The 24,004-nt window shown below is 71.6% G+C and carries 17 protein-coding genes; 7 read left to right on the top strand and 10 right to left on the bottom strand.

Going from position 1 to position 24,004, the window contains the following annotated elements:
• Window positions 1-107: 107 nt before the first annotated feature.
• The 4 genes from ACWFRB_RS20550 to ACWFRB_RS20565 all read right to left on the bottom strand — a co-directional run bounded on the left by ACWFRB_RS20550 (window position 108) and on the right by ACWFRB_RS20565 (window position 5,659).
• Window positions 108-1,406 (bottom strand): S1 family peptidase, encoded by a 1,299-nt coding sequence (locus ACWFRB_RS20550; RefSeq protein ID WP_452643115.1) that lies wholly within the window; start codon window positions 1,404-1,406, stop codon window positions 108-110.
• A gap of 118 nt (window positions 1,407-1,524) precedes the next feature.
• Window positions 1,525-2,874 (bottom strand): S1 family peptidase, encoded by a 1,350-nt coding sequence (locus ACWFRB_RS20555; protein WP_452643116.1) that lies wholly within the window; start codon window positions 2,872-2,874, stop codon window positions 1,525-1,527.
• Window positions 2,875-2,972: 98 nt separating this feature from the next.
• Entirely contained in the window at window positions 2,973-3,887 is a 915-nt protein-coding gene (locus tag ACWFRB_RS20560; protein ID WP_452643117.1) for a DMT family transporter, read from the bottom strand.
• 32 nt (window positions 3,888-3,919) lie between these two features.
• A complete protein-coding gene (locus ACWFRB_RS20565) occupies window positions 3,920-5,659 on the bottom strand; it encodes an Hsp70 family protein (RefSeq protein ID WP_452643118.1) in 1,740 nt (579 codons plus the stop codon).
• A gap of 170 nt (window positions 5,660-5,829) precedes the next feature.
• Between ACWFRB_RS20565 and ACWFRB_RS20570 the strand changes: the two genes are divergently transcribed.
• The 3 genes from ACWFRB_RS20570 to ACWFRB_RS20580 are packed head-to-tail and all read left to right on the top strand — an operon-like array spanning window position 5,830 to window position 8,189.
• The gene (locus tag ACWFRB_RS20570) at window positions 5,830-6,870 is read left to right on the top strand and encodes a Dyp-type peroxidase (RefSeq protein ID WP_452643119.1); all 1,041 of its coding nucleotides are present in this window, start codon (window positions 5,830-5,832) and stop codon (window positions 6,868-6,870) included.
• Entirely contained in the window at window positions 6,867-7,670 is an 804-nt protein-coding gene (locus ACWFRB_RS20575; protein ID WP_452643120.1) for a family 1 encapsulin nanocompartment shell protein, read from the top strand. The genes ACWFRB_RS20570 and ACWFRB_RS20575 overlap by 4 nt, the downstream gene beginning before the upstream one ends.
• Window positions 7,671-7,673: 3 nt before the next feature.
• Complete coding sequence (locus tag ACWFRB_RS20580) at window positions 7,674-8,189, top strand: nitroreductase/quinone reductase family protein (protein WP_452643121.1); 516 nt, start codon at window positions 7,674-7,676, stop codon at window positions 8,187-8,189.
• Between the two features lie 27 nt (window positions 8,190-8,216).
• On the opposite strand, the gene ACWFRB_RS20585 is transcribed toward ACWFRB_RS20580, so the two are convergent.
• The 4 genes from ACWFRB_RS20585 to ACWFRB_RS20600 all read right to left on the bottom strand — a co-directional run bounded on the left by ACWFRB_RS20585 (window position 8,217) and on the right by ACWFRB_RS20600 (window position 13,908).
• Window positions 8,217-8,672, bottom strand: a complete 456-nt coding sequence (locus ACWFRB_RS20585; protein WP_452643141.1) for an RDD family protein — start codon at window positions 8,670-8,672, stop codon at window positions 8,217-8,219.
• An 8-nt stretch (window positions 8,673-8,680) separates the two neighbouring features.
• The gene (locus ACWFRB_RS20590) at window positions 8,681-9,457 is read right to left on the bottom strand and encodes a hypothetical protein (RefSeq protein WP_452643122.1); all 777 of its coding nucleotides are present in this window, start codon (window positions 9,455-9,457) and stop codon (window positions 8,681-8,683) included.
• A gap of 105 nt (window positions 9,458-9,562) precedes the next feature.
• Entirely contained in the window at window positions 9,563-12,016 is a 2,454-nt protein-coding gene (locus ACWFRB_RS20595) for a LuxR C-terminal-related transcriptional regulator (RefSeq protein WP_452643142.1), read from the bottom strand.
• 59 nt (window positions 12,017-12,075) lie between these two features.
• Window positions 12,076-13,908 (bottom strand): Hsp70 family protein, encoded by a 1,833-nt coding sequence (locus ACWFRB_RS20600; RefSeq protein WP_452643123.1) that lies wholly within the window; start codon window positions 13,906-13,908, stop codon window positions 12,076-12,078.
• Between the two features lie 370 nt (window positions 13,909-14,278).
• On the opposite strand from ACWFRB_RS20600, the gene ACWFRB_RS20605 reads away from it, so the two are divergent.
• The 4 genes from ACWFRB_RS20605 (at window position 14,279) to ACWFRB_RS20620 (ending at window position 21,457) form a co-directional block, all read left to right on the top strand.
• Entirely contained in the window at window positions 14,279-17,557 is a 3,279-nt protein-coding gene (locus ACWFRB_RS20605; protein ID WP_452643124.1) for an IniB N-terminal domain-containing protein, read from the top strand.
• Window positions 17,558-17,691: 134 nt separating this feature from the next.
• A complete protein-coding gene (locus ACWFRB_RS20610) occupies window positions 17,692-19,545 on the top strand; it encodes a dynamin family protein (protein ID WP_452643125.1) in 1,854 nt (617 codons plus the stop codon).
• Window positions 19,542-21,014: a dynamin family protein gene (locus ACWFRB_RS20615; protein WP_452643126.1), complete on the top strand. Its 1,473-nt coding sequence runs from the start codon at window positions 19,542-19,544 to the stop codon at window positions 21,012-21,014. Before ACWFRB_RS20610 ends, ACWFRB_RS20615 begins: the two co-directional genes overlap by 4 nt.
• Window positions 21,015-21,202: 188 nt before the next feature.
• Window positions 21,203-21,457 (top strand): transposase, encoded by a 255-nt coding sequence (locus ACWFRB_RS20620; protein WP_452643127.1) that lies wholly within the window; start codon window positions 21,203-21,205, stop codon window positions 21,455-21,457.
• Window positions 21,458-21,755: 298 nt separating this feature from the next.
• Here ACWFRB_RS20620 and ACWFRB_RS20625 read toward each other — a convergent pair whose 3' ends face one another.
• Together ACWFRB_RS20625 and ACWFRB_RS20630 are read right to left on the bottom strand one after the other, a co-directional pair.
• Window positions 21,756-22,655, bottom strand: coding sequence for a pentapeptide repeat-containing protein (locus ACWFRB_RS20625; RefSeq protein WP_452643128.1), 900 nt, complete (start codon window positions 22,653-22,655; stop codon window positions 21,756-21,758).
• Between the two features lie 743 nt (window positions 22,656-23,398).
• Window positions 23,399-23,983, bottom strand: a complete 585-nt coding sequence (locus ACWFRB_RS20630) for a hypothetical protein (protein WP_452643129.1) — start codon at window positions 23,981-23,983, stop codon at window positions 23,399-23,401.
• Window positions 23,984-24,004: the final 21 nt, after the last annotated feature.

The following is a 24,004-nucleotide window of genomic DNA, read 5'->3' on the forward strand; positions in this document are numbered from 1 at the left end:
GAGGAGGCCGTCTACTTCGGCCTCATGGAGGTCGTGGAACGCGACGCCTTCCTCGGCCGCGAAAGTTCGCGTCCGAGGCCCCTTTTCGTGAGGCTGAGAGTTCTCGTCTAGCCCGTGCGGACCTTCAGGCCCGGATTGGCCGCGAGGATCGCGTTGATCGGCGTCGCGTACAGCTGGGGGCTGTCACCGACCAGCGTGGTCACCACGGAGGCCAGTTCGCAGTACATCATGTCGCCGACGTTGGACGCGCTCGAGATGCCAAGCGCCCTGGTGCCGGTCACGACGGCGCCGCCGCTGTCGCCCTGCAGCGCACAGATGTTCGCGGTGAAGCCGTTCTTCAGGGTGCGGGTTCCGACGTCCACGATCTGGTTGACGGAGTTGATGGTGCCGCAGCTGAAGCCGGTGGTGAGGCCGGACTTGCAGACCGGCGCCCCGACGACGGGATCGGCGGTGCCGGTGATCGGCACCGGGTTCGCGCCGGGGGCGCGAACGAAGTTGTTCTCGAATCGCTTGGTGGCGGCGTCGTCGATCTTGATCACCGAGTAGTCGAGGCCCTCGACGGTCGACTTGGCGAAGGTGCCGAAGCGATCACCGAACTTGGCGCCGTGCGTCTCGAAGGCGATCGAGGCGGCACCGGTGCCCGCGGCGTCGCGGTTCGGGTCGCAGTGTCCGGCGGAGATGTTCACCGCGCGGCCGAAACCGTCGGTGCCGTTGAAGCCGAGCGAGCAACGGAACGCGCCGTCCGCGTTCTCGGCGGCGTAGGCGTCGCCACCGAGGCGGGCGTCGGCGGCCACGGGGCTCTCGGCGACCGGCGGCGCGGACGAGCCGAGCGCAGGCGCCAGCACCACGCGCGCGGACTCCAGGAAGTCGGGCAGCTGCAGACCCTGGCCCTCGGCGGTGTTCTGGACGCGCAACACGACGTCGTTGTTGACCGTATCGATCGCGGCGCCACTGATGAGACCGGACAGCGGGGCGGGGAGCTTCTCGATCCAGCTGTTCATGTGGCCGAGCTGGTCGCGCAGCGCGCGCTCGCTGCGCGGCAGGTCCTTCACCTTGTATCCGGCTGCCTCGACGGCCGCCTTGGCGGCCGCCTTGCCCGGTCCGTCCGCCAGGCCGATCAGCGGCGAACCTGCCGGGTCGAGCCAGGCGCCCGCGAAGGACTCGGGGAACTTTCCGCGCAGCGTGTTGGCAAACTCCACCAGCTTCTGCCCGGCCTCGGCCTTGTCGAGGTACTGGGCCGGGCTGAGGCCGAGATCGCGCTGGATCGCGGCAACCAGGTCGGCGGGCAGCGCGGTCGCGGGAGTAGGAGCGGCGGGCTCCGCGTGTGCGAGGGCCGCGCCGGGCGCTATCAAGAGGAGGGCCGCAGAGCCGATCATCGCGGCACGGCGGGCGCGAACGCTACGCATGGGGACCTTTCGGATTGAGGGCATGCGGGCATGACCAAGCCGAAGGGGCCGGGTCAGTTGTAGCGACTATATGGGTTACGCCCGCCGTTGCCTACCGGAATCTGTCGGATGATTGGGCTCAGCGGCGCGCGTCGGCGGCCCGGACCCGCAGGTCGAGGCCGAGAGCCGCGTTCGCGTGGGTCACGATCTTCTCGATCGGGATGCCGATGCTCGCGGTGCCGCCCTCGGGCGCCAGCACGAGGTTGGCCTCCGTGCAGTTCGGGGCGCCGCCGGAGTTGGAGCCGCTGGTGATGCCGAGGGCCCTGGTCCCGGACAGGATCGCGCCGCCGCTGTCCCCGCCGAGGGTGCAGGTGGAGCCCGCGAACCCGCGGACCAGGCGGGTGCTGCCGTCGGCCATGTGCAGCGGGGCGTCGACGCTGTCGGCGAGGACAAGGCCGCAGGTGAAGGTGGAGGTCTGGCCGGACTTGCAGATCGGCGCGCCGATGACCGGACGCGCGGTGCCGGTCACGGTGACGGTGGTGCCGTTGGCCCCGCGGACGGTCGGCTTGTCCAGCCCGGCGGCGGTGCCCGCGTCGTTGAGCTTGATCACCGAGTAGTCCAGGCCGCCCGCGGCCGCACCCATCGCGGAGTGCCGGAAGGTACCGATCTGCGTGCTGCGGGTGACATCGGCGAAATCGGGCAGGTAGACCGGGGCGCCCGCGGGCACCTTCGCGTTCTCCTGCGAGGGATCGCAGTGGCCCGCGCTGAGGTTGTAGGGGGCACCGGCGGCGTCGACGGCGTTGAAGCCGAACGAGCAGACCCCGATCTCACCCGGGTCGACGTCGCGGGTGATCGGGCGCGGCGTGGTGATGTAGGTGTCGCCGCCCTGCGCGTGCGGGTCGACGGGCGGCTGGCCACCGGGGGTCAGCACGACCTTCAGCCCGGCCAGCAGCGTCGGCAGGTTCAGCGCCCGGCCGATCGGGCTGTTCACCACGTCGATGACCACCCGGTTCTCCAGCACGTCGATGGAGGCGGAGTTGATCTCTGAGGAGACGTCCTTCGGCAGCCCGAGGATCCACTGGTTGACCTGTGCCAGCGAACCCTCGAGATCCTTCGCGGACACCGCGGCGAGGTGGGTGGAATAGCCGTCGCGGGCCACCCGCTGCGCTTCGGCGGTGGTGGTGACCGCGACGACGGGGACGCCGTCGACGCCCATCCAGGAACCGGCGTAGGTGGCGGGGCTGCCCTCGCGCAGGGTCTGCGCGTAGCCGGCCAGTCGCTGCGCGGCCTCGGCACGCTCGATGTACTGCTGCGGGGTCAGCCTCAGGTCGCGGGCAATCGCGTCGACGAGTTCGGCAGGCAGCTGCTGCGCGACCTCGGCGGGCGAATTCGACTGGGGTTCATGCGGTTCGGCCTGTGCGATTGCGGAGAGGGGGAGCAGGGTGGCCGAGGCGAGGATTGCGGCGCGGAACGCCAGCCGGAGACGCATGAAGACCCTTCGTCGAGTGCGCGGATGTATCAGCGCTCCACCTTAGGGCAAGTGTGGCTCGGCCGCCCGTGTGCCTGACAGACCGGTTGGCGAACCCGCTACGCCGTCTCGACGCTCGGGGCCGGAGCCTTCGAGGGCTTCGGTCGGGAGCGCGAGATGGCAACGCCCGCCAGGCAGAGCGCCCCGCCCGCGAGCGTGAGCAGTCCCGGCAGCTCGCCGAGGAACAGCCAGGCCATCACGACGACCAGGGCCGGCACGGCGTACGTCGTCGCGCCCATCCGGCCCGCCGTCGTGCGTGCCAGGGCGTAGGCCCAGGTCGTGAAGGCGAGGGCGGTCGGGAACACCCCGAGATACACCATGTTCAGGGTCGCTGCGAGCGGTGCCCCGCTCGCCTCGTGGACGAGCTGCCCGGCGAACGGCAGACACGCCACCGCGCCGACGAGGCACCCGAAGGTCGTGATCTGCAGGGCGCTGCCGTGCGCCAGGGCGGGCTTCTGTGCCACGACGCCGCCCGCGTACGCGACGGCCGCGAGCAGGCAGAGCAGGACGCCGAGGACCGAGGAGTGCCCTTCGCCGGACATCGACAGCCCGACGGCGATCGCGCCCGCGAAGGACACCGTCATGCCCGCGATCAGCCGGGGCGGCAGCTTCTCGCCGAGGAACCGGGCGCCGAGCAGGGCGATCAGGATGGGCCCGATGTTCACGACCATCGCGGCCGTGCCCGCGTCCACCTCCTGCTCGCCCCAGTTGAGCGCCACCATGTAGACGCCGAACCACAGGAGACCGGACACCGCGATCCCCGTCCAGGCCGCCCGCGACGGCAACCCTTCCCGCCGGATCAGCAGGACCGCGCCGAGGACGAGAGCCCCGGAAAGGAGCCTGCCGAGGGCGAGCGCGCCGGGGGAGTAGGCGGCCCCGGCGCTGCGGATCGAGACGAAGGCGGAGGCCCACAGGACGACGGTGACACCGGCGGCGGCGAGCGCTCGACGTGTGGTGGCACGGGTTGTGGTCATTGGGTGACCGTAGGCAATGCGCGCCCGGCGCGTCAGGCTACGGCCGCTCCGTCCGCGGGGGTGGTCGCGGTGGTCGTCTTCGTGGTGGTCGTGGTCGTTGTGGTGGGCGTCTGGGTCGTCGTGGTTGGCTCGGTTGTCGTCTTCGTGGTCGTCTTCGTGGTTGTGGTGGTCGGCCTGTGGGACGGGCTCGGCTGGGCGGGCGGCGTCGTGGTGACCGGCGGCGGGGCGTGGGTCGTGGGGGCGACGGTGGTGGTGGGCGCGGTCGAGGCGGAGCTCGACGACTTGCTGCTCCGAGCCGTCGTGGACGCGGGTGCCTTGGTCGTCGTCGTGGTGGTCGGCCTCGGAGAGACGGTGACCTTGGGTGTCGTGGACGGGGCGATGACCGGGACCGCGGTCGCGGGGGCATCGGTGGAGCGCAGGCTCACCACCAGGCCGACCAGTGCGACGGCCAGGATCGCACCGGCCGCCGCGGTGATCGCCGTGGTGCGTTGGAACCGGAAGCGGGGCGCCGCGACGGTCGGCGTCGCCGCAGGGGAGGGCGACATCGGGTCCGGGTCCAGCAGGACCGGGAGAACCGGGCGGCCGGGACCGGCCTCGGTGAACGCCGTCGGTGGGCCCGCGACCGGCACCGCGGGCATGGTCACGGTATCGGCGTCGCCATCGATGTCGGTGCGGACCACCGCAGCCGCAGCCCCTAGGGCCGCCGTGGTGATGGCATCATCCGCAGCGCCGCCCGACGCGATGATCGCGGCGCCGTGTGCGCCCGTGTGTCCCGGCCGGGGAGACAGCACCATCGGCATGCCGATGGTCGCCTCGGCCAGTCGCGACACCAGCGGCATCGCGGAGCCGCCGCCGGTCAGCAGCAGCGCGCACACGTCCGACAGCACCAGGTCGTGGGCGCTGATGGTCTGCTCGACGAGGTCGAGCGATCCGGTGATCGACGACTCAAGCAGCTCCTCGAGCTCGCTGCGCAGCAGGGTGACGGTGACAGCGGCGCCCGCGATCTCGACCGCGATCTGCGTCTCGGTCGCCGCGGACAGTGCTTCCTTGGCCTCGGTGCATCGGCGCCGCAGCACCGACAGCTCGGCCCGGGTGGCCGGATCGCTCGGGTCCACCGGCCCGAGGTCACCGGCGGCCGAGCCCAGTACGTGCTCGAGGATCGCTTGGTCGAAGGTGTCGCCGCCGAAGCGGGTGGTGAAGGTCGACGGCCGGAGCAGCCCGGCGTCCGTGCCCGTGCGCACCAGGGAGATGTCGAGCCCGCCGCCGCCGAGGTCGTAGACCGCGACGATCGCGTCGCCGAGCGTGCCGTGCTCCGCCTCGAGCCAGGCCACCGCGGCCACCGGCTCGGGGACCAGCGTCACCCCGGCCAGCCCGACGTGCACGAGGGCGTCCGCCATCGACTGCGTGGTCGCGTCCGACCAGCGTGCGGGGTGGGTGGCGGCGATCTCGGGTTGTTCGGAGAGGCCGGGGAATGCCTCGGCCGCCTCGTGCACGAGGCTGTGCATGGCGGTTGCGACCAGGTCCTCGGCCAGGTACGCGCTGCCGTCGCCGATCACGAGCCCGGCCGGATCGCCTGCGTGCGCGGCGAACCCGGCGATGACGTCGGGCGCATCGAGGGGTGAGCCGAGGATCGCCTCGCCCGCCGCCGTCAACTGCAACGTGGCGCGGCGAGCGATGGTGGCCGGCTCGGCGCCGGTTCGAGGACCTTCGGTGGTGTGGAGGACCGCAACGGCGTTGGTACCGCCGACCCCCAGCCCAAGCCCCGCGGCCATGTCTTCCCCCATCTCATTGCTGCCGCGCTCGCCGGGGGTTCGCGCGTCGCGCCGCCGGACCGACACGCGATCTCGGGCGACAGCCTATCTATTCGCCTAGGCTCGATCCGGAGAGCATCGATGCGAGCGGGGCGGTGATCCTCGGCCCCGCGCGAGGTACTGGGAGAAATATGACCGATCCCGAATCGCCACCGGTGCCGCAGCCGGTCCTCGAGCCGCTCAGCGCGGCGGCCCTCTTCCTGGTGATGACGGCGGGCCCCGGCACCGGGGATGCGGTCACCCTCCGCGACGTGGCTTCGGACGTCGGGTCGCTGGTCCGGGCGGTGGGATTCCGGGAACTCGCCGGGTCCCTGTCCTGCGTGGTGGGTTTCGGTTCGGAGTTCTGGGATCGGGTGGGGCCGAGCGAGACACCGTCGGGGCTGCATCCCTTCGTCCCGCTGCGAGGCGAGGCGCACAGCGCGCCCGCAACCCCTGGGGACGTGCTGTTCCACATCAAGGCCTCACGTGCGGACCTGTGTTTCGAGCTGGGGCGCCTGATCATGACGGCGCTCGGCGACGCGGCGACCGTCGCGGACGAGGTGTACGGGTTCCGCTACTTCGACGCCCGCGACCTGCTCGGTTTCGTCGACGGGACCGAGAACCCGACCGGGGCGGGTGCGGGCGCTGCGGCCCTGATCGGGGTGGAGGACCCCGCGTTCACGGGCGGCAGCTACGTGATCGTCCAGAAGTACCTGCACGACATGGCCGCATGGGCCGAGCTGAGCACCGAGGAGCAGGAGCGGGTGATCGGACGGACGAAGCTCGAGAACGTCGAACTCGACGACGAGGCCCTGCCGAGCAACTCGCACGTCGCGCTCAACACCATCGTCGACGACGACGGGACCGAGCGCGAGATCCTGCGCGACAACATGCCGTTCGGTTCTCTCTCCGCGGGCGAGTTCGGTACCTACTTCATCGGTTACGCGAAGGACCCCGCCGTCACGGAGCTGATGCTGCGGCACATGTTCCTCGGCGATCCCCCCGGCAACCACGACCGGATCCTGGACTTCTCCCATGCGGCAACGGGGACCCTGTTCTTCGTGCCGAGCCAGGACCTGTTGGAGGCGCTGGCCGACATCCCCGTGCCGGACGTCGAGGAAGCGGAGCCGGAAGAGGTTGCGCCGCGCGACCTGTCCCTGAAAATCGGTGATCTCAAAGGAGTTGCGCAATGACTGATTCGAGCAATCTGCACCGGAACCTGGCACCGGTGACCGAGGCCGCGTGGGAGCAGATCGGCGAAGAGGCCGCGCGCACCTTCAAGCGTCACGTCGCCGGGCGCCGGGTGGTCGACGTCGCCGGGCCGTTCGGCTACTCCTATTCCGCGCACAACCTCGGCCGGGTGCGCTCGATCTCCGCGTCGGACAGCAGGATTCGGGCACAGCTCCGCGAGGTACACCCGCTCGTCGAGCTGCGCTTCCCGTTCACGCTCAGCCGTGCGGAGATCGACGACGTGGCTCGGGGGTCGCTGGACTCCGACTGGCAGCCGGTCAAGGACGCGGCCAAGGCGATCGCGTTCGCCGAGGACCGCACCGTGTTCGCCGGTTTCGAGGAGGCAGGCATCGTGGGTCTCGGGCCGTCCAGCAGCAACCCGCCGCTGTCATTGCCCGAGGACCCGCTGCTGGTCCCCGACGCCGTCGCCTCCGCACTGTCGGCGCTGCGACTGGCGGGTGTGGAGGGACCGTATTCCCTGGTGCTCGACGCGGATACCTACACCGCGGTGAGCGAGACCAGGGACGAGGGTCACCCGGTGTTCCATCACCTCAAGGATCTCGTCGGCGACATCATCTGGGCCCCGGCGGTGGCGGGCGGCTACGTGCTGTCCACTCGCGGCGGCGACAACCAACTCACGCTGGGTTCGGACCTGTCGATCGGGTACGACAGCCATACGGCCGAGTCGGTGACGCTGTACCTGGAAGAGACGCTGACCTTCTCATCGTTGACGGCGGAGGCCGCCGTGGTGCTGGGACGCTGACCGATGTCGGGATCGTCGAGGTACCGAGACGTCAACCCGGTGTACCGGGTGATGCGCGACCTTGCCGGGACCAAACCCATGGCGTGGTTCTTCGCCCGCACGCTTCACCACGTCGATGGGCCCGTCTACCGGCTGACCAAGGGGCGCAACACCCTTACGACACTCCTCACGGGACTACCGCTGGTCATGCTCACCACCACGGGGGCGAAGAGCGGGGCGAGGCGCACCGTCCCCCTGGTGGGGATGCGGGACGGGGACCGGATCGTGGTGATCGCCTCGAACTACGGACAGCATTCGAACCCCGCCTGGTACTTCAATTTGCGCAAGCAACCCGAGGCCACGGTCACAGTCGCGGGTGGCGAGGCACTGCCGGTGGTCGCCTACGAGGCGGAGGGGGAGGAGCGGGAGCGACTGTGGCGGATGGACCTGGAGGTCTACCCCAGCCGCGCCGCCTACGAGAAGCGTGCCACGGACCGGCAGATCCCGGTGATGGTGCTCGAACCCAGGGCCGGCGGCTGAGCCCGACGACGCGACAGGGCTCGCCGCTCAGCCGATCAGCTCGCTCGATTCCTTCCGCCAGTCGTAGACGACCCGGGTCCGCAGGACGATGTCCTGGAGCGACCGGCGCCGGGGGTCGACCGCAGCCCACAGCAGGCCGAAGGCGAACAAGACGCAGAGCACGGCCCGTAGAGCGGCGCGGGGCAACCGGAGCAGCCTGCCCTTGGCGGTGACGACCCGCAGCCCCATCGCCAGCGCGCCGACGGTTCGCCCGGTCGTCGCCCAGAATCCGGTCAGGTACACGATCGACACCGTGAGGGTGACGGTCGCGGACGCCAGCGCGGCCGGTTCGGGGAACCGGAAGTTCTGCGGGGAGTACAGCAGTCGCACCAGGGCCAGGCCCAGATAGGTCACGCCCATGATCGCGAGGACAACCCCGAGATCGATCAACGCGGCGCTCGCGCGGGTGACGATGCCGGCGGGCCGGTGCGGAGGCTGCTCGATGTGGTCGGTCACGGCGCCGGGTCCCCCGGGCGATCGCCGCCGCCCATGGGCAGCTCGTCGTCCGGGCCGGGGCTGCGGCCGAACAGCTTGCCCACGAAGCCTGCGACGGCGTCGTCGGCCTGCATGCCCTGGCTCCGGACTCCGCGAACCGCCTCGGAGGACAGCGAACCCGTCGATTCCCGGATGATGTCCGGCAGGTCAACGCCCTCGATGATGTCGTTGGCGAGGCCGACGAGGTCCATCCGGGCGATGATCGCGTCGATGTCGATCCGGCGTGCCACCTCGTCGAGGTCCACCCGCGCGATCTGCCTGCCGAGGTCGACGGTGTCGACGATGCCGTCCAGGTCCAGCTTGCCGATCACGGCGTCCACGTCGAGTCGCGCGGCGATCCGGTCGACGTCGATGGTGGCGGCGATCTGGTCCAGATCGAGGGACTCGGCGATCAGGTTCAGGTCGACGTTCTCGCGCACGAGACGGGTGAGATCGACCTCGAGCAGGGCCGCCGCGACCACCTCCCGGATCACGAGGCGCAGCAGGTCGCGGACGGTCGGGGCGGCCGTCCGAGCGACCTCCTCGCCGCGCGCCCGCAGCGCATCGGTCGTGGCGTCGAGGCGCCCGGCCAACCCGGGGACCCGGCGCAGCGTGTCGAGAGCGAAGCGGGCCGTTGCGCCCACCACTTCGGCCGCGGTCACCGCGGCGCCGATCGTCAGGAAGATCACGTCGGCGCCGGGAAGGCTCGTCAACGGCCGGTTCGACGCGGGCGTGACTTGCTCGTCCGGTGACATGGTCCCTCCCTGATCGGTCTGACACGAAGACGTCAGGTCGTGATCATAGGTGTCACAGGCGGGTACGACGCCGGTTGTGTCGGGGTCGTGACCCGGATTCGGTGCTCAGTTCTCGGTGCCGTGACCCATTGCGCGCAGCATCGACAGCATGTCCGCGCGAGAGGTGGCGTCGAGGCGACGGCGGATCCGGGCGACGTGGTGCTCCACGGTCTTCGCCGAGATGAAGAGCCGGGCGCCGATGTCCCGGTAGGTCAGGCCCATCACCAACAGGTTCGCGACCTCGGCCTCGCGGTCGGTCAGTCCCGCGCTGAGTTCGCGTTCGGTCCCCGCGACGGTGCCCGGCGTCGACGAGGCAGCGGGTCGCAGGGAGCGCGCGACCTGCAACAGCGTGGTGGCGGTCCTGGTGTCCGAGGCGCGGAGTGCGGCCTCGCTGGCGAGACGGGCACCGTCCCAGGGCAACCCGATGCGGTCCAGGGTGCGTGCCGACTGTTCCACCACGGTCGCGTCGATCTCGCCCTGCAGCACCCGAAGCCAGGCGCGGCCCGCGGCCGCGAGGCCTGCCGCGTACGGGCTGGTCTCGGCGGCGACACCGAGGGCGTTCGCGTGCGGCAGCAGCTCCGCTGGGCTCTCGGCCAGGATCGCGGCCTGCACGCCGTACCAGTGCAGGGGCGAGCCCCACAGCGTGGGTTCACCGAGCCGGGTCAGCAGCTCCCTTGCCTGCTCGATGAGGTGCGCGAGCCGCTCGGTGTCCCGCAAACGGGCCGCGCCCAGCCACAGTTCGCCGAGCGGCAGCAGGCTGAAGAGATCGGCCGAGTGCTCCGCGATGACACCGTGTGCCCGCTCCCATGACTGGGTGAGGGCGCCGATGTCCCCGACGCGTCGGGCCAGTCCGACCCGCAGCGCCGCGATGAACAGCGCGTCGCGCGGGGTGGGCTCGTCATCCGTCGGCATCGCGTCGAGCTGGGCCGTCGCGGCATCCAGGTCGCCGCGGATCATGGCGATCCAGGTCAGCAGCAACTCGTGCCGCCGACGGGTGATGCTCTCGCGGGGCTCGGTGTCCAGTGCCCGCTGCAGCACGGCCTGGGCGCCCGCGAGTTCGCCGCATGCGATGCCCGCCAGTGCGGTGATGGCGGCGCCGCTGTCGGGCAGCAGTCGGGGGCGGGAACCGTTGACGGACAGGGACAGTCCGCGGGTCAGCGAGTTGACCGCGATCGCGACCTGGCCGTCGATCGACTGGCGCAGGCCCTGCGCGAGCAGCGCGGCGCCCGCGGACGTCGACGTCGGGGGCGCGCCCGCCTGGCGGTCCGTCATCGCCTCGGCCCGCTCCGGCCGTCCCGCGGCCAGCAGCACGACGGCCGCGACGGGTGCGTCGGAACCCGCGCGGGCCGGGCCGAGCCATTCGTAGAGGTCGGCGCTGCGGCCGAGCATGCCCTGCTGCGCGGCGACGCTCGCCGCGATCCGAACGGCCGCAGCGAGTTCGGTGTCGGTCAGGTCTGTCGCCCGTTCGAGCAGGCCGTCGGTGAGCGCGACCGCGGTGTCGAAGTCTGCGCTCAGCGCCGCCGCCTCGGCCCAGCGCAGCGCAAGGGTGTTCCGATCGGCACCTGCGCGGACGGCCTCCGCATACAGGCTCGCGGCCAGCGGCGGTTCGGCGTGTTCGGCGGCGCTGCAGAGGAATTCGGCGAGATCGGGATCTGCCACGCCCGCTTCGCCGTAGGTACGGGCCGCGGGGAGGTCGAGGGTGCCGTCCGCCAGCTTCGCGCGCAGCGAATCGGTGTGCAGCCGGGCCACCCGCTGCGCTCCGAGCACGGCGGTCAGCGGTGCGCGGGCGACGGGCAGGAGGGCGTGGGTGACCAGTCCGGTGCCGCGGGCCCGGTCGATCAGGTCCTGGGCCACGGTCGGGTCGACGGACAACACCCGGACGAGTTCGACGGGGTCGGGTCCCGAGCCGATCGCGGCGATCGCCAGGGTGCACAGCAGGTCCGAATCGAGTTCCCCGAGCCTGGCGCGCAGGTGTGCGGCCGTCGCGGCATCGAGGGCCCGTTCCAGTGCGGGCTGGGTGCGGGGCTCGGTGGGGTCGAGGTGGGACAGGGCGCCGAGCGCCGCGTCGACGCTGTGCACCCCACCCCCGGTGATCCGCAGGATCGCGGCGGCCAGGCCGATCGGAAGTCGCACGCCCAGTGTTGATTCCGCGCGAACGACGATGTCCCGCGCGGTCATCGGGTCGAGGGACAGCGAGCCGAGCGCATCGCCGAGCGAGCGCAGGGTGCGGCTGTGCGGCCGCGGTTCGGTCGCGACGATCACGGTGATGTCCTGGCGGTGCGCGGCCAGGGTCAGCGCGTCGACCGCGGCATCGGGCAGCCGATGGGCGTCGTCGACGACCAGTGCGCCGCCGGGTTCGATGTCCGCGACCGCCGTCGCGGCGACGGCGGTCCCGTTGGCCCGCAGCTCGTCACGGATCGCGGCGAGCAGAGTCGATTTGCCGCTGCCCGCAGAGCCGCGGATCAGCATGTGCGGGTTGCCCGTTCGCGCCGTGGCGAGGAACGCCTGCGCGCCGGGCATGCCGGCAAGCGTGGCCGCGGCGGCGACGGGAGGTTCGGAGGTCAGCACGGTCACGGGTCCTACTGCCCGCCGCCGAGCAACCCACCGACGCCCTGGCCGACGCCGCCGACGACGCCGCCAAGGCCGCCGAGCACGCCGCCGACGCCGTTGCCGACACCTTCCACCACGCCGCCGACGCCGTTGCCGACACCGGCCGCGGCCCCGCCGACGCCGTCGACGAAATCGTTCGCGATCCCGCCGTCGCCCTGCGGGGGTGCGGGTGGGGGCGTGTACCCGCCGCCTGCAGGCGGCGCGGGTGGGGGCGTGTACCCGCCGCCAACGGGTCCCGGGGCAGGCGCCGCAGGGGCGGGTGCGGGCGCGGCGGCGGGGGAGCCGGGTGCGGGGGCGGGTGCCGCGGCACCGCCCGAATTGGCGGAGACCTGTCGCGCGGCCGAACCGGCGTCAGATCGGATCGGCGCGCCGGTGGGGTCGAGGCGGACGGGGGACTCCCCGGTGGTCGGGCTCACCACGCCGTCGACGACCGGCAGGACGGTGCCGTCCGGTGCGACCGTGGTGGTGACGCTGTGGCTGCTGGTCGTTGCCCCCCGGCTGGTGTCCGCGTTCGACGGTGTCAGTGCGCTGGTGCCGAGCGAGAGTCCGCCCGCGGCAAGGAGTGCGATCGCGGCGGCCGCGGCGGCGACGATCGCGGCCTTCTTGGGGGTCGAGAGCGATGCGCCCCTGGACGCAGGCCGGACGCCGGGGCGCGGACCCGCCGATGCGGGCAGCACAGGCGCGACCTCCACGACGGTGGTCGCGGCGGCCGGGGCCACCCCGAGCGGCACGGTGTGGGCGCCTTCCGTGGCGGCGATGAGCGCGGCTCCCTGTGCCGCGGTTCGCTCGGGATGGGCGTCCGCGATGACGGGCAGACGCAGTTCGGCCGAGAGCAACTCGGCGACCAGCGGCATCGCCGAGCTGCCGCCGATGAGCAGGACCTGACCCACGTCGGACAGGTCGACGCCCGCGTTGCGCAGCGTCTCCCTGACCAGTTCGACGGAGTCCGCCAGCGGCTCCCGGATCAGGTCCTCCAGCTCCGCACGCACCAGTCGGACGTCGCTGTGTACGCCGGGCAGATCGATCCCGATCACGGTCTCGGTGTCCGAGGACAGCGCTTCCTTCGCTGCGCAGCAACGCGCCCGCAGCTGGGCGAGGGCGTTCATCGTGTCGGGATCGAAGGGGTCGAGGGCGCCCGCCTCGCCCACGACGCCGTCGAGCACGTACCGCAGCGTCAGGTGGTCGAATTCGGATCCGCCGAAGTCCTCGGACCGCATCGGCTTTCCGATGATCCGGGGGGTGTCGCCGGCGTGGACCAGTGTCACGTCGAGGCTGGTGCCGCCCAGGTCGTAGACGAGCACGAGGTCGTCGGAGGCGCTCGCGCCGTCGCGGGACCCGTTGCGCTGCAACCATGCGACCGCGGCCTCGGGCTCGGGGACGAGCGTGACCCCGGCCAGGCCGGCGCGGTCGAGGGCGGAGCGCAGCGCGTCGACCGTGTGGCTCGGCCAGACCGCCGGATACGCCGCCGCAACGGCTGGGAACTCGACGAGCTCGGCCGAGGACGCCTCGATCAGGCACTGCATCGCGGTGACGACGAGGTCCTCACCGGTGTGGGTCGAGCCGTCGTCCGCGACGAGCGCGACGGGGTCGCCGACGCGGGTGGCGAAACCGGAGATGACCGTTCCACGTGGAACGTCTCCTTCGTGCCTGCTGGGCACGCCGAGTACCGCCGGGGCGTCCCCGCCGAGCTCCAGGGTCGAACTCGCCGTGATCGACGGTCCCTGCGTGTCCGCGTCGTGCTCGAGGGCGGTGACCGCGACCGAGTTCACGGCGCCGACGGTGAGTCCGAGTCCAACAGTCATCGAAGTGTTCTCCCGTGCTCGCCCCGCGGCTTCCGCCGCCGGGGTGGCTGACAATTCTCCCCGTGGCCGGAGCCAGGGGCGGGTGACGATTTCCCGGGTTTTGCGCCGGGGGTGGGGACCGAATGTGGCCCCCGCTGTTGCCCACTGTGTCGGGTCACGCGCGTGAAGCGTTACCGATTCGGCGACAAATGCGCAGATGGGGGAGGTATCCCCTATCGAGCAGTGATCCCCTATCGGCCCCACCCCCCACGCGCTCCGCGAGGCAGGGGAGTTCACCCCGTTGGGGTGGGGTGTCCGCGTACCTAGCGTTGAGGGCAATCGTTTCGCGTCGTCTATCGCGATCCGTTCGACCAGACCTCAGGAGATCGACATGACCACCAACGCTCTTCTCGACTTCATCCTCAGCCTCCTGCGTGATGACGAGGCGAGGGCGCTGTACTGCCAGAACCCGGATGCGGCGTTGGCCGCTGCAGGGCTGGGCGGCGTGTGCGCCGCGGACATCTCCGCAGTAGCCCCGCTGGTCGCCGAGTCGGGTCTGTTCGCCGGCGGCGCGGGTGAGTTGACGAGCATCGTGAACGCGGGTCTCGACACGGCCGTCGGCGGTGCACTCGGCGGAGGTCTCGGTGGCGGCCTCGGGCTGGGGGGTGGCCTCGGTCTGGGCGGCGGCCTCGCGGCAGGCGCAGGCGCGGGTCTTGGGCTCGGTGGCGGCCTCGGTCTCGGCGGTGACATCGATCTGGGCGCGGCCCTGAGCGCGGCGCTGGGGGCTGCCCTGCAGATCGGCGGTCAGATCGGTGCCGATCTCGGTGCGGCCATCGGCGCGGCCCTGGAGGCCTCGCTCGGTCTGGCAGGCGCCGTGGACGTGAACGCGGACCTGGGCCTCGGCGGTGCGCTCAGCGGTGCGCTGGGTGGTGCGCTCGGAGTCGGCGGCGGCCTGGTGGCCGAGCTCGGCGGCGCGCTGAACGCCGCGCTGAGCGGGGTCACCGACCTGGACCTGGGCGGGGTGCTCGACCTCGGCGCGGTGTTGGGCAGCGCACTCGAGGTCGGCGGCGACATCGGCGCCGACCTGGGTATCGCGCTCGGCGGGGTGCTCGGTGCCGCGTTCGGTGCGGAGGGCGCACTCGGTGGCGCGTTGTCCACCGCACTCGAGGGCGGCCTCGACCTGGGCGCCGCACTGGGCGGCAGCCTCGGCGGCGCGCTCGGCCTTGGCGGCGAGCTGACATCCGGCCTGACCGGTGCGCTCGACGCGGCGCTCGGTGCGGGCGGCGGCCTTGACCTCGGCGGCGTGCTCGGCCTCGGTGGCGGCCTGACCACGGGTCTGACGGGTGCGCTCGATGCGGTGCTCGGCTTGGGCGGTGGCCTCGGTGGCGGACTGGACCTGGGCGGCGACCTCGGTGCGGCGCTGAGCGCGGCGCTGGGCGGTGCGCTCGGTGCGGGCGGCGATGTCGCCGCCGATCTCGGTGGCGCGCTGGGTGGCACGCTCGGCGCCCTGGTCGACGCGGGTGCGGGCCTGGACCTGGGCGGGGACCTCGGCGCAACGCTGGCCGGTGCGCTGGGCGGTGCGCTCGGGGTGGACGGCGGCCTCACAGCCGGGCTCGGTGCGGCGCTGGATGCGGCGCTGGGCGCCGCGGGCGGACTCGACCTGGGTGCGGCGGCGGGTGGTCTCGGCGGATCGCTGAGCACCGTGCTCGAGGGCGTGCTCGGCGCGGGCGGGGAGATCGGTACGGATCTGGGGGCTTCGCTCGGCGGGGTGCTCGGTGCCGCGTTCGGTGCGGAGGGCGGACTCGGTGGCGCGTTGTCCACCGCGCTCGAGGGCGGCCTCGATCTCGGCGCCGCACTGGGCGGCACTCTCGGCGGCGCGCTCGGCCTTGGCGGCGAGCTGACCTCCGGCCTGACCGGTGCCCTCGACGCGGCGCTCGGCGCAGGCGGTGGCGTGGACCTCGACGGTGTTCTCGGTCTCGGTGGCGGCCTGACCTCCGGCCTGACGGGTGCGCTCGATGCCGCCCTGGGTCTGGGCGGTGGCCTCGGTGGCGGACTGGACCTGGGCGGCGACCTCGGCGCAACGCTGAGCGCGGCACTGGGCGGTGCGCTCGGTGCGGGCGGCGACGTCGCCGCCGATCTCGGTGGTGCGCTGGGTGGCACGCTCGGCGCCCTGGTCGACGGGGGCGCGGGCCTGGATCTGGGCGGCGTGCTCGGCGCGGGCGGGGAGATCGGTGGGGACCTCGGTGCCACGCTGGCCGGTGCGCTCGGTGGCGCCCTCGGGGTGGACGGCGGCCTCACGGCCGGGCTCGGTACGGCACTGGACGCGGCGCTCGGCGCCGCGGGCGGCCTCGACCTCGGCGCGGAAGGTGGCCTCGGCGGATCGCTGAGCACCGCGCTCGAGGGCGTGCTCGGCGCGGGCGGGGAGATCGGCACGGACCTGGGGGCTTCGCTCGGCGGGGTGCTCGGCGCCGCACTCGGTGCGGGCGGTGACCTCGGTGGGGAACTGGAGGCGGCGCTGGGCGGCGCGGCGGGCGGCACCGGCGAGATCGATCTCGGCGGCGCGCTCGGCACGGTGCTCGGTAGCGCTCTCGATCTCGACGGCAACCTCGCAGGCGGGCTGGGCACGGCCCTCGAGGGTGCGCTCGGGGCGGGTGGCGCGCTCGGCGGAGACCTCGACCTCGGCGGTGCTCTCGGGGGTGCCCTCGGCGGCGGTCTCGACCTGGGCGGCGCGGTCGACGGGCTTCTCGGTGCCGGCGGCGGCCTCGGCCTCGGTGTCGATGTCGGTGCCGACCTGGACGCCGGCCTCGATGCGGCGGCCGGACTCGGCGGCGGATTGGACGCGGTCGCTGGCCTCGGTGCCGGCCTGACCAGCGGCCTCACCGGCGGTCTCGGCGGCCTGTTCGATGCGGGCGCAGGCCTCGGCGGCAGCTTGACCGGCGCGCTGGACGGCGCCGCGAACGCGGGTGCGGACCTGGGCGGCGCGCTGTCGGGTGCGGCGAATGCGGGTGCCGAGCTGGGTGGCGGCCTGACCGGCGCGCTGGACGGCGCGGCGAATGCTGGTGCGGAGCTGGGTGGCGGCCTGACCGGCGCGCTGGACGGCGCGGCGAATGCTGTTGCGGAGCTGGGTGGCGGCCTGACCGGCGCGCTGGACGGCGCGGCCAACGCGGGCGCGGACCTGGGTGGCGCCCTGTCGGGTGCGGCGAACGCGGGCGCGGACCTGGGCGGCGCGCTGTCCGGGGTCGCGAACACCGGTGCGGAGCTCGGTGGCGCCCTCTCGGGTGCCGCGGGCGCGGCCACGGACCTGACGACCGGCCTGGACGCCGTCGCGGACCTCGGCGGTGCGGTCACCGGCGCGGTCGACGCAGGCATCGGGGCGGGCGTGGGCGGCGCGGCGTCGGCGGGTGGCGAGCTCGGCGGCACCTCCGACCTCGTCGGCGGGATCAGCTCCGGTCTCGGCGGCGTCGCCGGTGCCACCGGGAACGCGTGGTCGTCGCTGGACGCCTCAAACGCCTTCGGCAGCGAGGTCACCACGACCAGCGAGGCGGACGGCGGCTTGTTCGGCGACGGGCTCGGCGGCATCGGCGGCGGCCTCTTCGGAGACGCGGACGCGACCGGCGCAGCCGAGATCGGCGGCGAGGCGGCCGCGCACGCGGACCCGCTGCTGCCCTGATCGATCTGTAACGGAGCCGGCCCCGTACGCGTTATTGCGTGTGGGGCCGGCTCCGTGCTGGATACCGTGAAAATCGCTCGCCGCGTGTGCCCGTTCGGGCGCCCGCGGCGCAGAGGGGATTGTGGGTCGGGTTCATGGACAACGCAGCTGCTTCGGCAGTCGAACGCACCGCCGCGGGGCAGGCAACGGCCGCGGACATGGTGGCACTGCTCGAGCGGACCGGGGGCATCGCCGGGACCGCCGGGCGAGCCGATCTGGTGGACCGCCTGGAGCTGGCCAAGGCCAGGGTGCTGGACCCGCGGATGCGGATCGTCGTGGTCGGCCCGCTCAAGCAGGGCAAGAGCCAGTTGGTGAACTCGCTGCTCGGCCTGACCGTGTGCACGGTCGGCGACGACGAGACCACCGCGGTGCCGACGGTCGTGCAGAACGCGCAGACGGCGAGCGCCGAGCTGGTCCTCGCCGAGCCGGGGGCCGACGCCGTCCGGGTGGCGCTGCCGCTCGAGGAACTGAGTGCCGTCACGCCGTCGACCCCGCTTGCGGGCGGGCGTGAGGTGCTGCGGGTCGAGGTGAACGTGCCGAGCCCGCTGCTCGCCGACGGGCTGGTGCTGGTGGACACCCCCGGCGTCGGTGGGCACGGAAATCCACATGCGGCAAGCACTCTCGGCCTCCTTCCCGCTGCCGACGCGGTCCTGGTGCTCTCGGACGCCAGCCAGGAGTTCACCGAGCCGGAGGTCGCCTTCCTCCGGCAGGTGCTCGGCCTGTGCCCGGCGGTGGCCTGCCTGATCAGCAAGACCGATCTGTACCCGCACTGGCGGGAGATCGTCGAGGCGGACCGCGGGCACCTCGGTCGCGCCGGGCTCACCGTGCCGTTGATCCCGGTGTCCTCGGCGCTGCGCTCGCACGCGGTGCGCCTGCAGGACGAGGAGCTGAACGTCGAGTCGGGGTTCGCCGACCTCTACGCGTTCCTGCGCGAGCAGGTGGTGGCCAGGGGAGATCTCACCACCCGCCGGGCGGTGGCGCTGGACGTGCACTCGGTCACCGAACACCTGACCCTTGCGCTCGGCAGCGAGCTCGCCGCGCTGCGCGATCCGGCCAAGGGCGCGGCGGCCGTCGCGGAGCTGCAGAAGGCCAAGGTCGCGGCCGAGGAGCTGCACAAGCGCACCTCGCTGTGGCAGCAGACGTTGTCCGACGGCGTCACCGATCTGGCCGCCGACATCGACCACGACCTGCGGGACCGGTTGCGCCGCGTCACCCGTCAGGCCGAGGAATCCGTGGACGAGGGCGATCCGGGCAAGGACTGGGCGGAGCTCGGCGAGTGGCTCGAGCAACAGGTCGCGACCTCGATCGGCGACAACTTCGTCTGGGCGCACGACCGCGCGATCTGGCTGGCCGAGGTGGTGGCCGGGCACTTCGCGGAGTCCGGGTCGGTGGACCTGCCGCATCTCGACGTCGCCGACCTGGGTGGGGTCCTCGAGCCCGTCAGCTCCCTCGCCGACCTCGAATCGGGGAGCATCGGCATCACCCAGAAGATGCTCGTCGGGATGCGCGGCTCGTACGGCGGCGTGCTGATGTTCGGGTTGATCACCACGCTGATGGGGATGGCACTGGTGAACCCGATCTCGGTGGGGGCCGGGCTGGTGCTGGGCACCAAGGCCTATCGGGAGGACCGCGAGCAGCGGATCCTCAAGCGCCGCAGCGAGGCGAAGGTCGCGATCCGGCGGTTCGTCGACGACGTCAGCTTCCAGGTGAACAAGGAGTCGAAGGATCGGCTGCGGCTGATCCAGCGACTGCTGCGCGACCACTTCACCGCCATCGCCGAGCAGACCCTGCGCTCACTCAACGACTCGCTGCGCGCCGCGCAGGAGGCCGCGAACCTGGCCACCACCGAACGTACCCAGCGGGCCGCCCAGATCGAGCGGGACATGCGCGCGCTGAGCGAGCTCAAGGAGCTTGCGGCACAGATGCTCCCGGTGGAGATCGAACGGTGAGCGCGGGCGCGCTGGCACAGGCGCGGGCACTGATCGGTGCGGCACGTGAGGTGTATGCGGCCGATCCCGCGGTGCGCAGGCAACTCGACGAGTGCGCCGAGCGGATCGATCAACCGCTCCGGGTCGCACTCGCCGGGTCGTTGAAGGCCGGCAAGTCGACGCTGCTCAATGCGCTTGTGGGACAGGACATCGCACCGACCGACGCCACCGAGTGCACCCGCGTCGTCACCTGGTACCGGCAGGGTCCGACGCCGACGGTCACCGCGTGGCACCACGGCAACCAGTCCTTCAACGTGCCCGTCCAGCGGCGCGAGGGCAGCAGCCTCACCTTCGACCTCGGCGCGATGACGGCCGCGGAGGTGGACCGGCTGGACGTGGAGTGGCCGGCGCGGGCGCTCACCAACACCACCATCATCGACACCCCAGGCACGTCCTCGCTCTCGCGCGACGTCTCGGCCCGCACGCTGGAGATGCTGACACCGGAGGACTCGGCCTCCGGTGCGGACGCCGTCGTCTACCTGCTGCGCACCCTCGCCGCCACCGATGTCGCATTCCTCGGTCAGATCGGCTCGCACGTCGGCGGCGAGTCCGGACCCCTCGGGGTGGTCGGGGTGGTCTCGCGCGCGGACGAGGTGGGGGCAGGTCGCCTCGACGCGATGATGTCGGCCAAGGAGGTCGCGTCCCGCTTCGCCACCGAGCTGGAGCTGACGGGGCTGTGTCAGGCGGTGGTCCCGGTCGCGGGGCTGCTGGCGTTGGGCGCGCGCACGCTACGGCAGCGCGAGTACGAGGCCTTCCGTGCGCTGGCCGAGGTGCCACCGGAGGACTTGCAGCTGGCGATGCTGTCCGCGGACCGGTTCGCCCGCCCGGACAGCCCGCTGCCCGTGGACGCGCACACCCGCGCCCAGTTGGCGCACCGTTTCGGGTTGTTCGGGATCCGGTTGGCGGTCACGCTGATCAAGCTCGGCACGCCCGATTCGCCCAGTCTCGCAACGCAGCTCGTCGAGCGCAGCGGCCTCCACGAGCTGCGGCAGGTGATCGACGTGCAGTTCGGCCAGCGGGCGGATCAGCTCAAGACACACTCGGCCCTGCTCGCGCTTACCCGCGTGCTCTCGGCCCACCCCCGCGCCGAGTCCTCGCCGATCCGCGCCTCGGCCCAACGCCTGCTCGCCGACGTGCACGGCTTTCAGGAGCTGCGGTTGCTCGGGAGGTTGCGCTCGACGCGACCGAACCTGTCCGACGACGACGTCGCGCAGCTGCAGCGGCTGGTCGGCGGTTTCGGCATCGGGCGCAGCGAGCGGCTCGGGCTCCACCCCGACGACGGCGTCAATGCGGAGCGGGCCGCTGCCCTTGCAGCGGTGCGCAAGTGGCGGACCTGGGCCGAACATCCGCTGCTGGACCAGTTCACCGCGCGCGCCTGCGGGATCGGCGCGCGCAGCGCGGAGGGTGTGCTGGCGGAACTCTCGGGCTAGGGCGTGTCTCCTAAATAGGGACGCTTCGATCAATGACACTGGACGTGGTGTCACGTGCCGAGTGCCTGTCCGACGCCCAGTGGGCGTTGATCGAGCCGATGCTGCCCTCGTCCGACGGTCGCAAGGGGCGTCCTTTCTGGAAACAACCGTAAGGTCGTCGAGGGCATCGTGTACCGGTATGAGCAGGTGTGCCGTGGCGTGATCTACCTGCGGAATTCGGGCCGTGGCAGACGGTCTGGAAGCGTCAACGCCGTTACGCCTGTGATGGCACCCGGGACGAAATCCTGACGGCACTGTTGGCGCAGGCCGACGCGGCCGGTGACATCGACTGGACGGTGTCAGTGGACTCGACGATCGGCCGCGCTCATCAGCACGCCGCGAACCTGGGTCGGGACACCGGGGGATCTATCGAGTTACAAGAACCTGCTCGCCGAGCCAGGTGACTATGGACTCGGCCATTCACGCGGCGGCCTGGGAACGAAGATCCACCAGCTTTCCGATGGGAACGGGCGACCGCTAGTGATGCTCGTTGGGTCAGGTCGGGCACGCGACTCGCCGGTGTTCGCGTATCTGATGGACTGCCTGTCGGTCCCGCGGATCGGTCGCGGCCGGCCTCGAACCCGATCTATAGAATTGTCGTCGCAGGCGCGGTTCGATGCTGAGTAGTAGCTGACGCCTCCCATACGGCCCCGGCCCGGCCCCGTGTTCAGTTGGGTCGGGCCGGGGGCCAGGTGGGGGGACTCAGCTACCGAATACCGAGGACCCTGCGGGCCCTGGAACCTTGTCGTCCGTGACGACTAGCTGCGTCGTGAAGGTCGATTCCCCTGCCTCGCTACGCGCAGCGAGCGTCAGTGGGAACGTGCCGACCTGTGTCGGAATCCCGGACAGGACCCCCGACTGGGACAGGGTGATGCCAGGCGGAAGCACGCTGGTCGTGGTGATCTCGGGTTGGGGATTGCCGGCGACGTCGAACTGGAACTGGAACGTCTGGCCCACGGAGGCATTCCAGGGGGAACCTGAAATCGTTGGGAGGATTGGAGACTGGACGGTGACGGTGAACTTGCCTACAGCGGAACTCCAGATCTTGCCGGTGAAGATTTTGAAGGTGCAGCGCACGGTGGTAACTCCGACAGGGAAGCTGCTCCCAGATTCTCGATCGCAAGATTCGAGCCACGTTCCGTTCAGGACGGGTGGGGTCGGCCAGGAGACGACGGCGGTACCCGTGGCGGGGTCAGCGACCGCTCGCTGGTCGGAGGGGACAAGAATGGTCTGGTCCAGATGCACGCCGTTGATGTCGGCATGCCAGAAGTTGGCGCCAGAGAGCTTGGCGCGGGACAGATTCGCGTTCGACATCCTCGCCTCGCTCAGATTCGCGTTGGTGAGGTTGGCGTCGACTGCCTGTGCCATCATCAAAACCGATCCGGTGAGGTTAGCGCCGGTGAGGTCGGCCCTGTTCAGTTTCGCTCCGGTCATCTCCGCGCTGGCGAGGTTGGCGCCAGTCAGGTTCGCGCCGACGAGGTTCGTGAATTTGAGGCGTGCTCCGCCCAGGTTGGCGTAGGCAAGGTTGAGGCCCGGCAGCTCTGACTCCTCGAAGTTCACGCCCGGGCAGTCCGTGTGATTGGTCGGCGTCGGGTTGGTCACGATCGTGCAGCCACTGATGACAGTGTCTGCGTTCGCGACTGGGGCACCGACAACGAGCGGAGCGGCGACCACTCCCAACGCAAGCACAGCTGCTCGACGCCACGGGCGTGAGCTGTACTGCGGGTGGGTGGTTGCTCGATACGCGGGCATCGAAACTCTTATCAAGGGATTCCTCAAGCTGATAGCAGGTCGTCGTCCACGGTCTGGACAGGAAGATCACTGTAAGGCCGTCTCCCGCGAATGTCGCTCCAGCGGTGGGTAGAACGAAGATCCACCAGCTTTCCGATGGGAACGGGCGACCGCTAGTGATGCTCGTCGGGTCAGGTCAGGCACGCGACTCGCCGGTGTTCGCGTATCTGATGGACTGCCTGTCGGTCCCGCGGATCGGTCGCGGCCGGCCTCGAACCCGACCCGATGCGGTGCTCGGCGACAAGGCTTACTCCTCGAAATTCAACCGGGCCCTGCTGCGATCGCGTGGTATCGAGGGCGGTGAAACGACACCGCCTCCGGAAAGGTAGTCGTGGTGGTCGTCTGGTCTGGTTCGATGCGGAAAAGTGCAAGGGCCGCAATGTCGTCGAGCGCTTCTTCGCTGCTGTCAAGCAGTGGCGTGGGTTGGCTACTCGCTATGACAAGCTCGCCCTCACCTACCGAGCGGGCGTGCTCCTATCGGCGGTGTGCACTTGGCTCAAGCGCCTCGTCGATTAGTAGACACTCTCTAGGCGTCCGGCCGCGGGTCGCGGCGGTCAGTGCCGCAGCCAGCGGGTTACTCCGGGCGCGAAAAGCGCAGCGACGCCGACGATCACGAGCCCGGCGTAGACCAGCGGGGCCCACTCCAGCACGCCGCCGGAGGCCTCGCCTGCGTCGACCATCAGTGACCGGAACACGATGGCCGCGGCGACGGAGACGGCGCCGACCGCGGCGAGGGCGAGGCGGGCGGCGCTGCGGCGCCCACCGAGCAGGTGCAGGCAGATCATTCCGGCGACCAGCAGCAGCGCGGCGGCCGACGCACAGCCCAGCAGGGTGACCGAGACGGTGTCGGCGATGTCGCGGTTGGCGGTGCCAGGCCGTTCGGTGGACAGCGCGGACTCGAGCGCGTCGCGGACCGCGGTGAGCTTGAGCGCGGTCGCGGCGCCGATGCCGATCAGGACGGCGAACGAGCCGATCCAGGCGGACCGGGCGACGGTGAGCGCGCGGGGCGGGGCATCGGTGGGCGCAGGGCGCAGCGGGGTGGCGGCGAACTCCGGGCGCGGCGGCTGCGGGCGGTGCGGCGGCTGCGGGGGTGCGGCCTGGGACGGGACTCCGAACTCCTGCTCGCCTGCGTTGTCCATGCCTGGGATCGTAGGCCGAGC

It is taken from the genome of Rhodococcus sp. NPDC055112 (assembly GCF_053607505.1).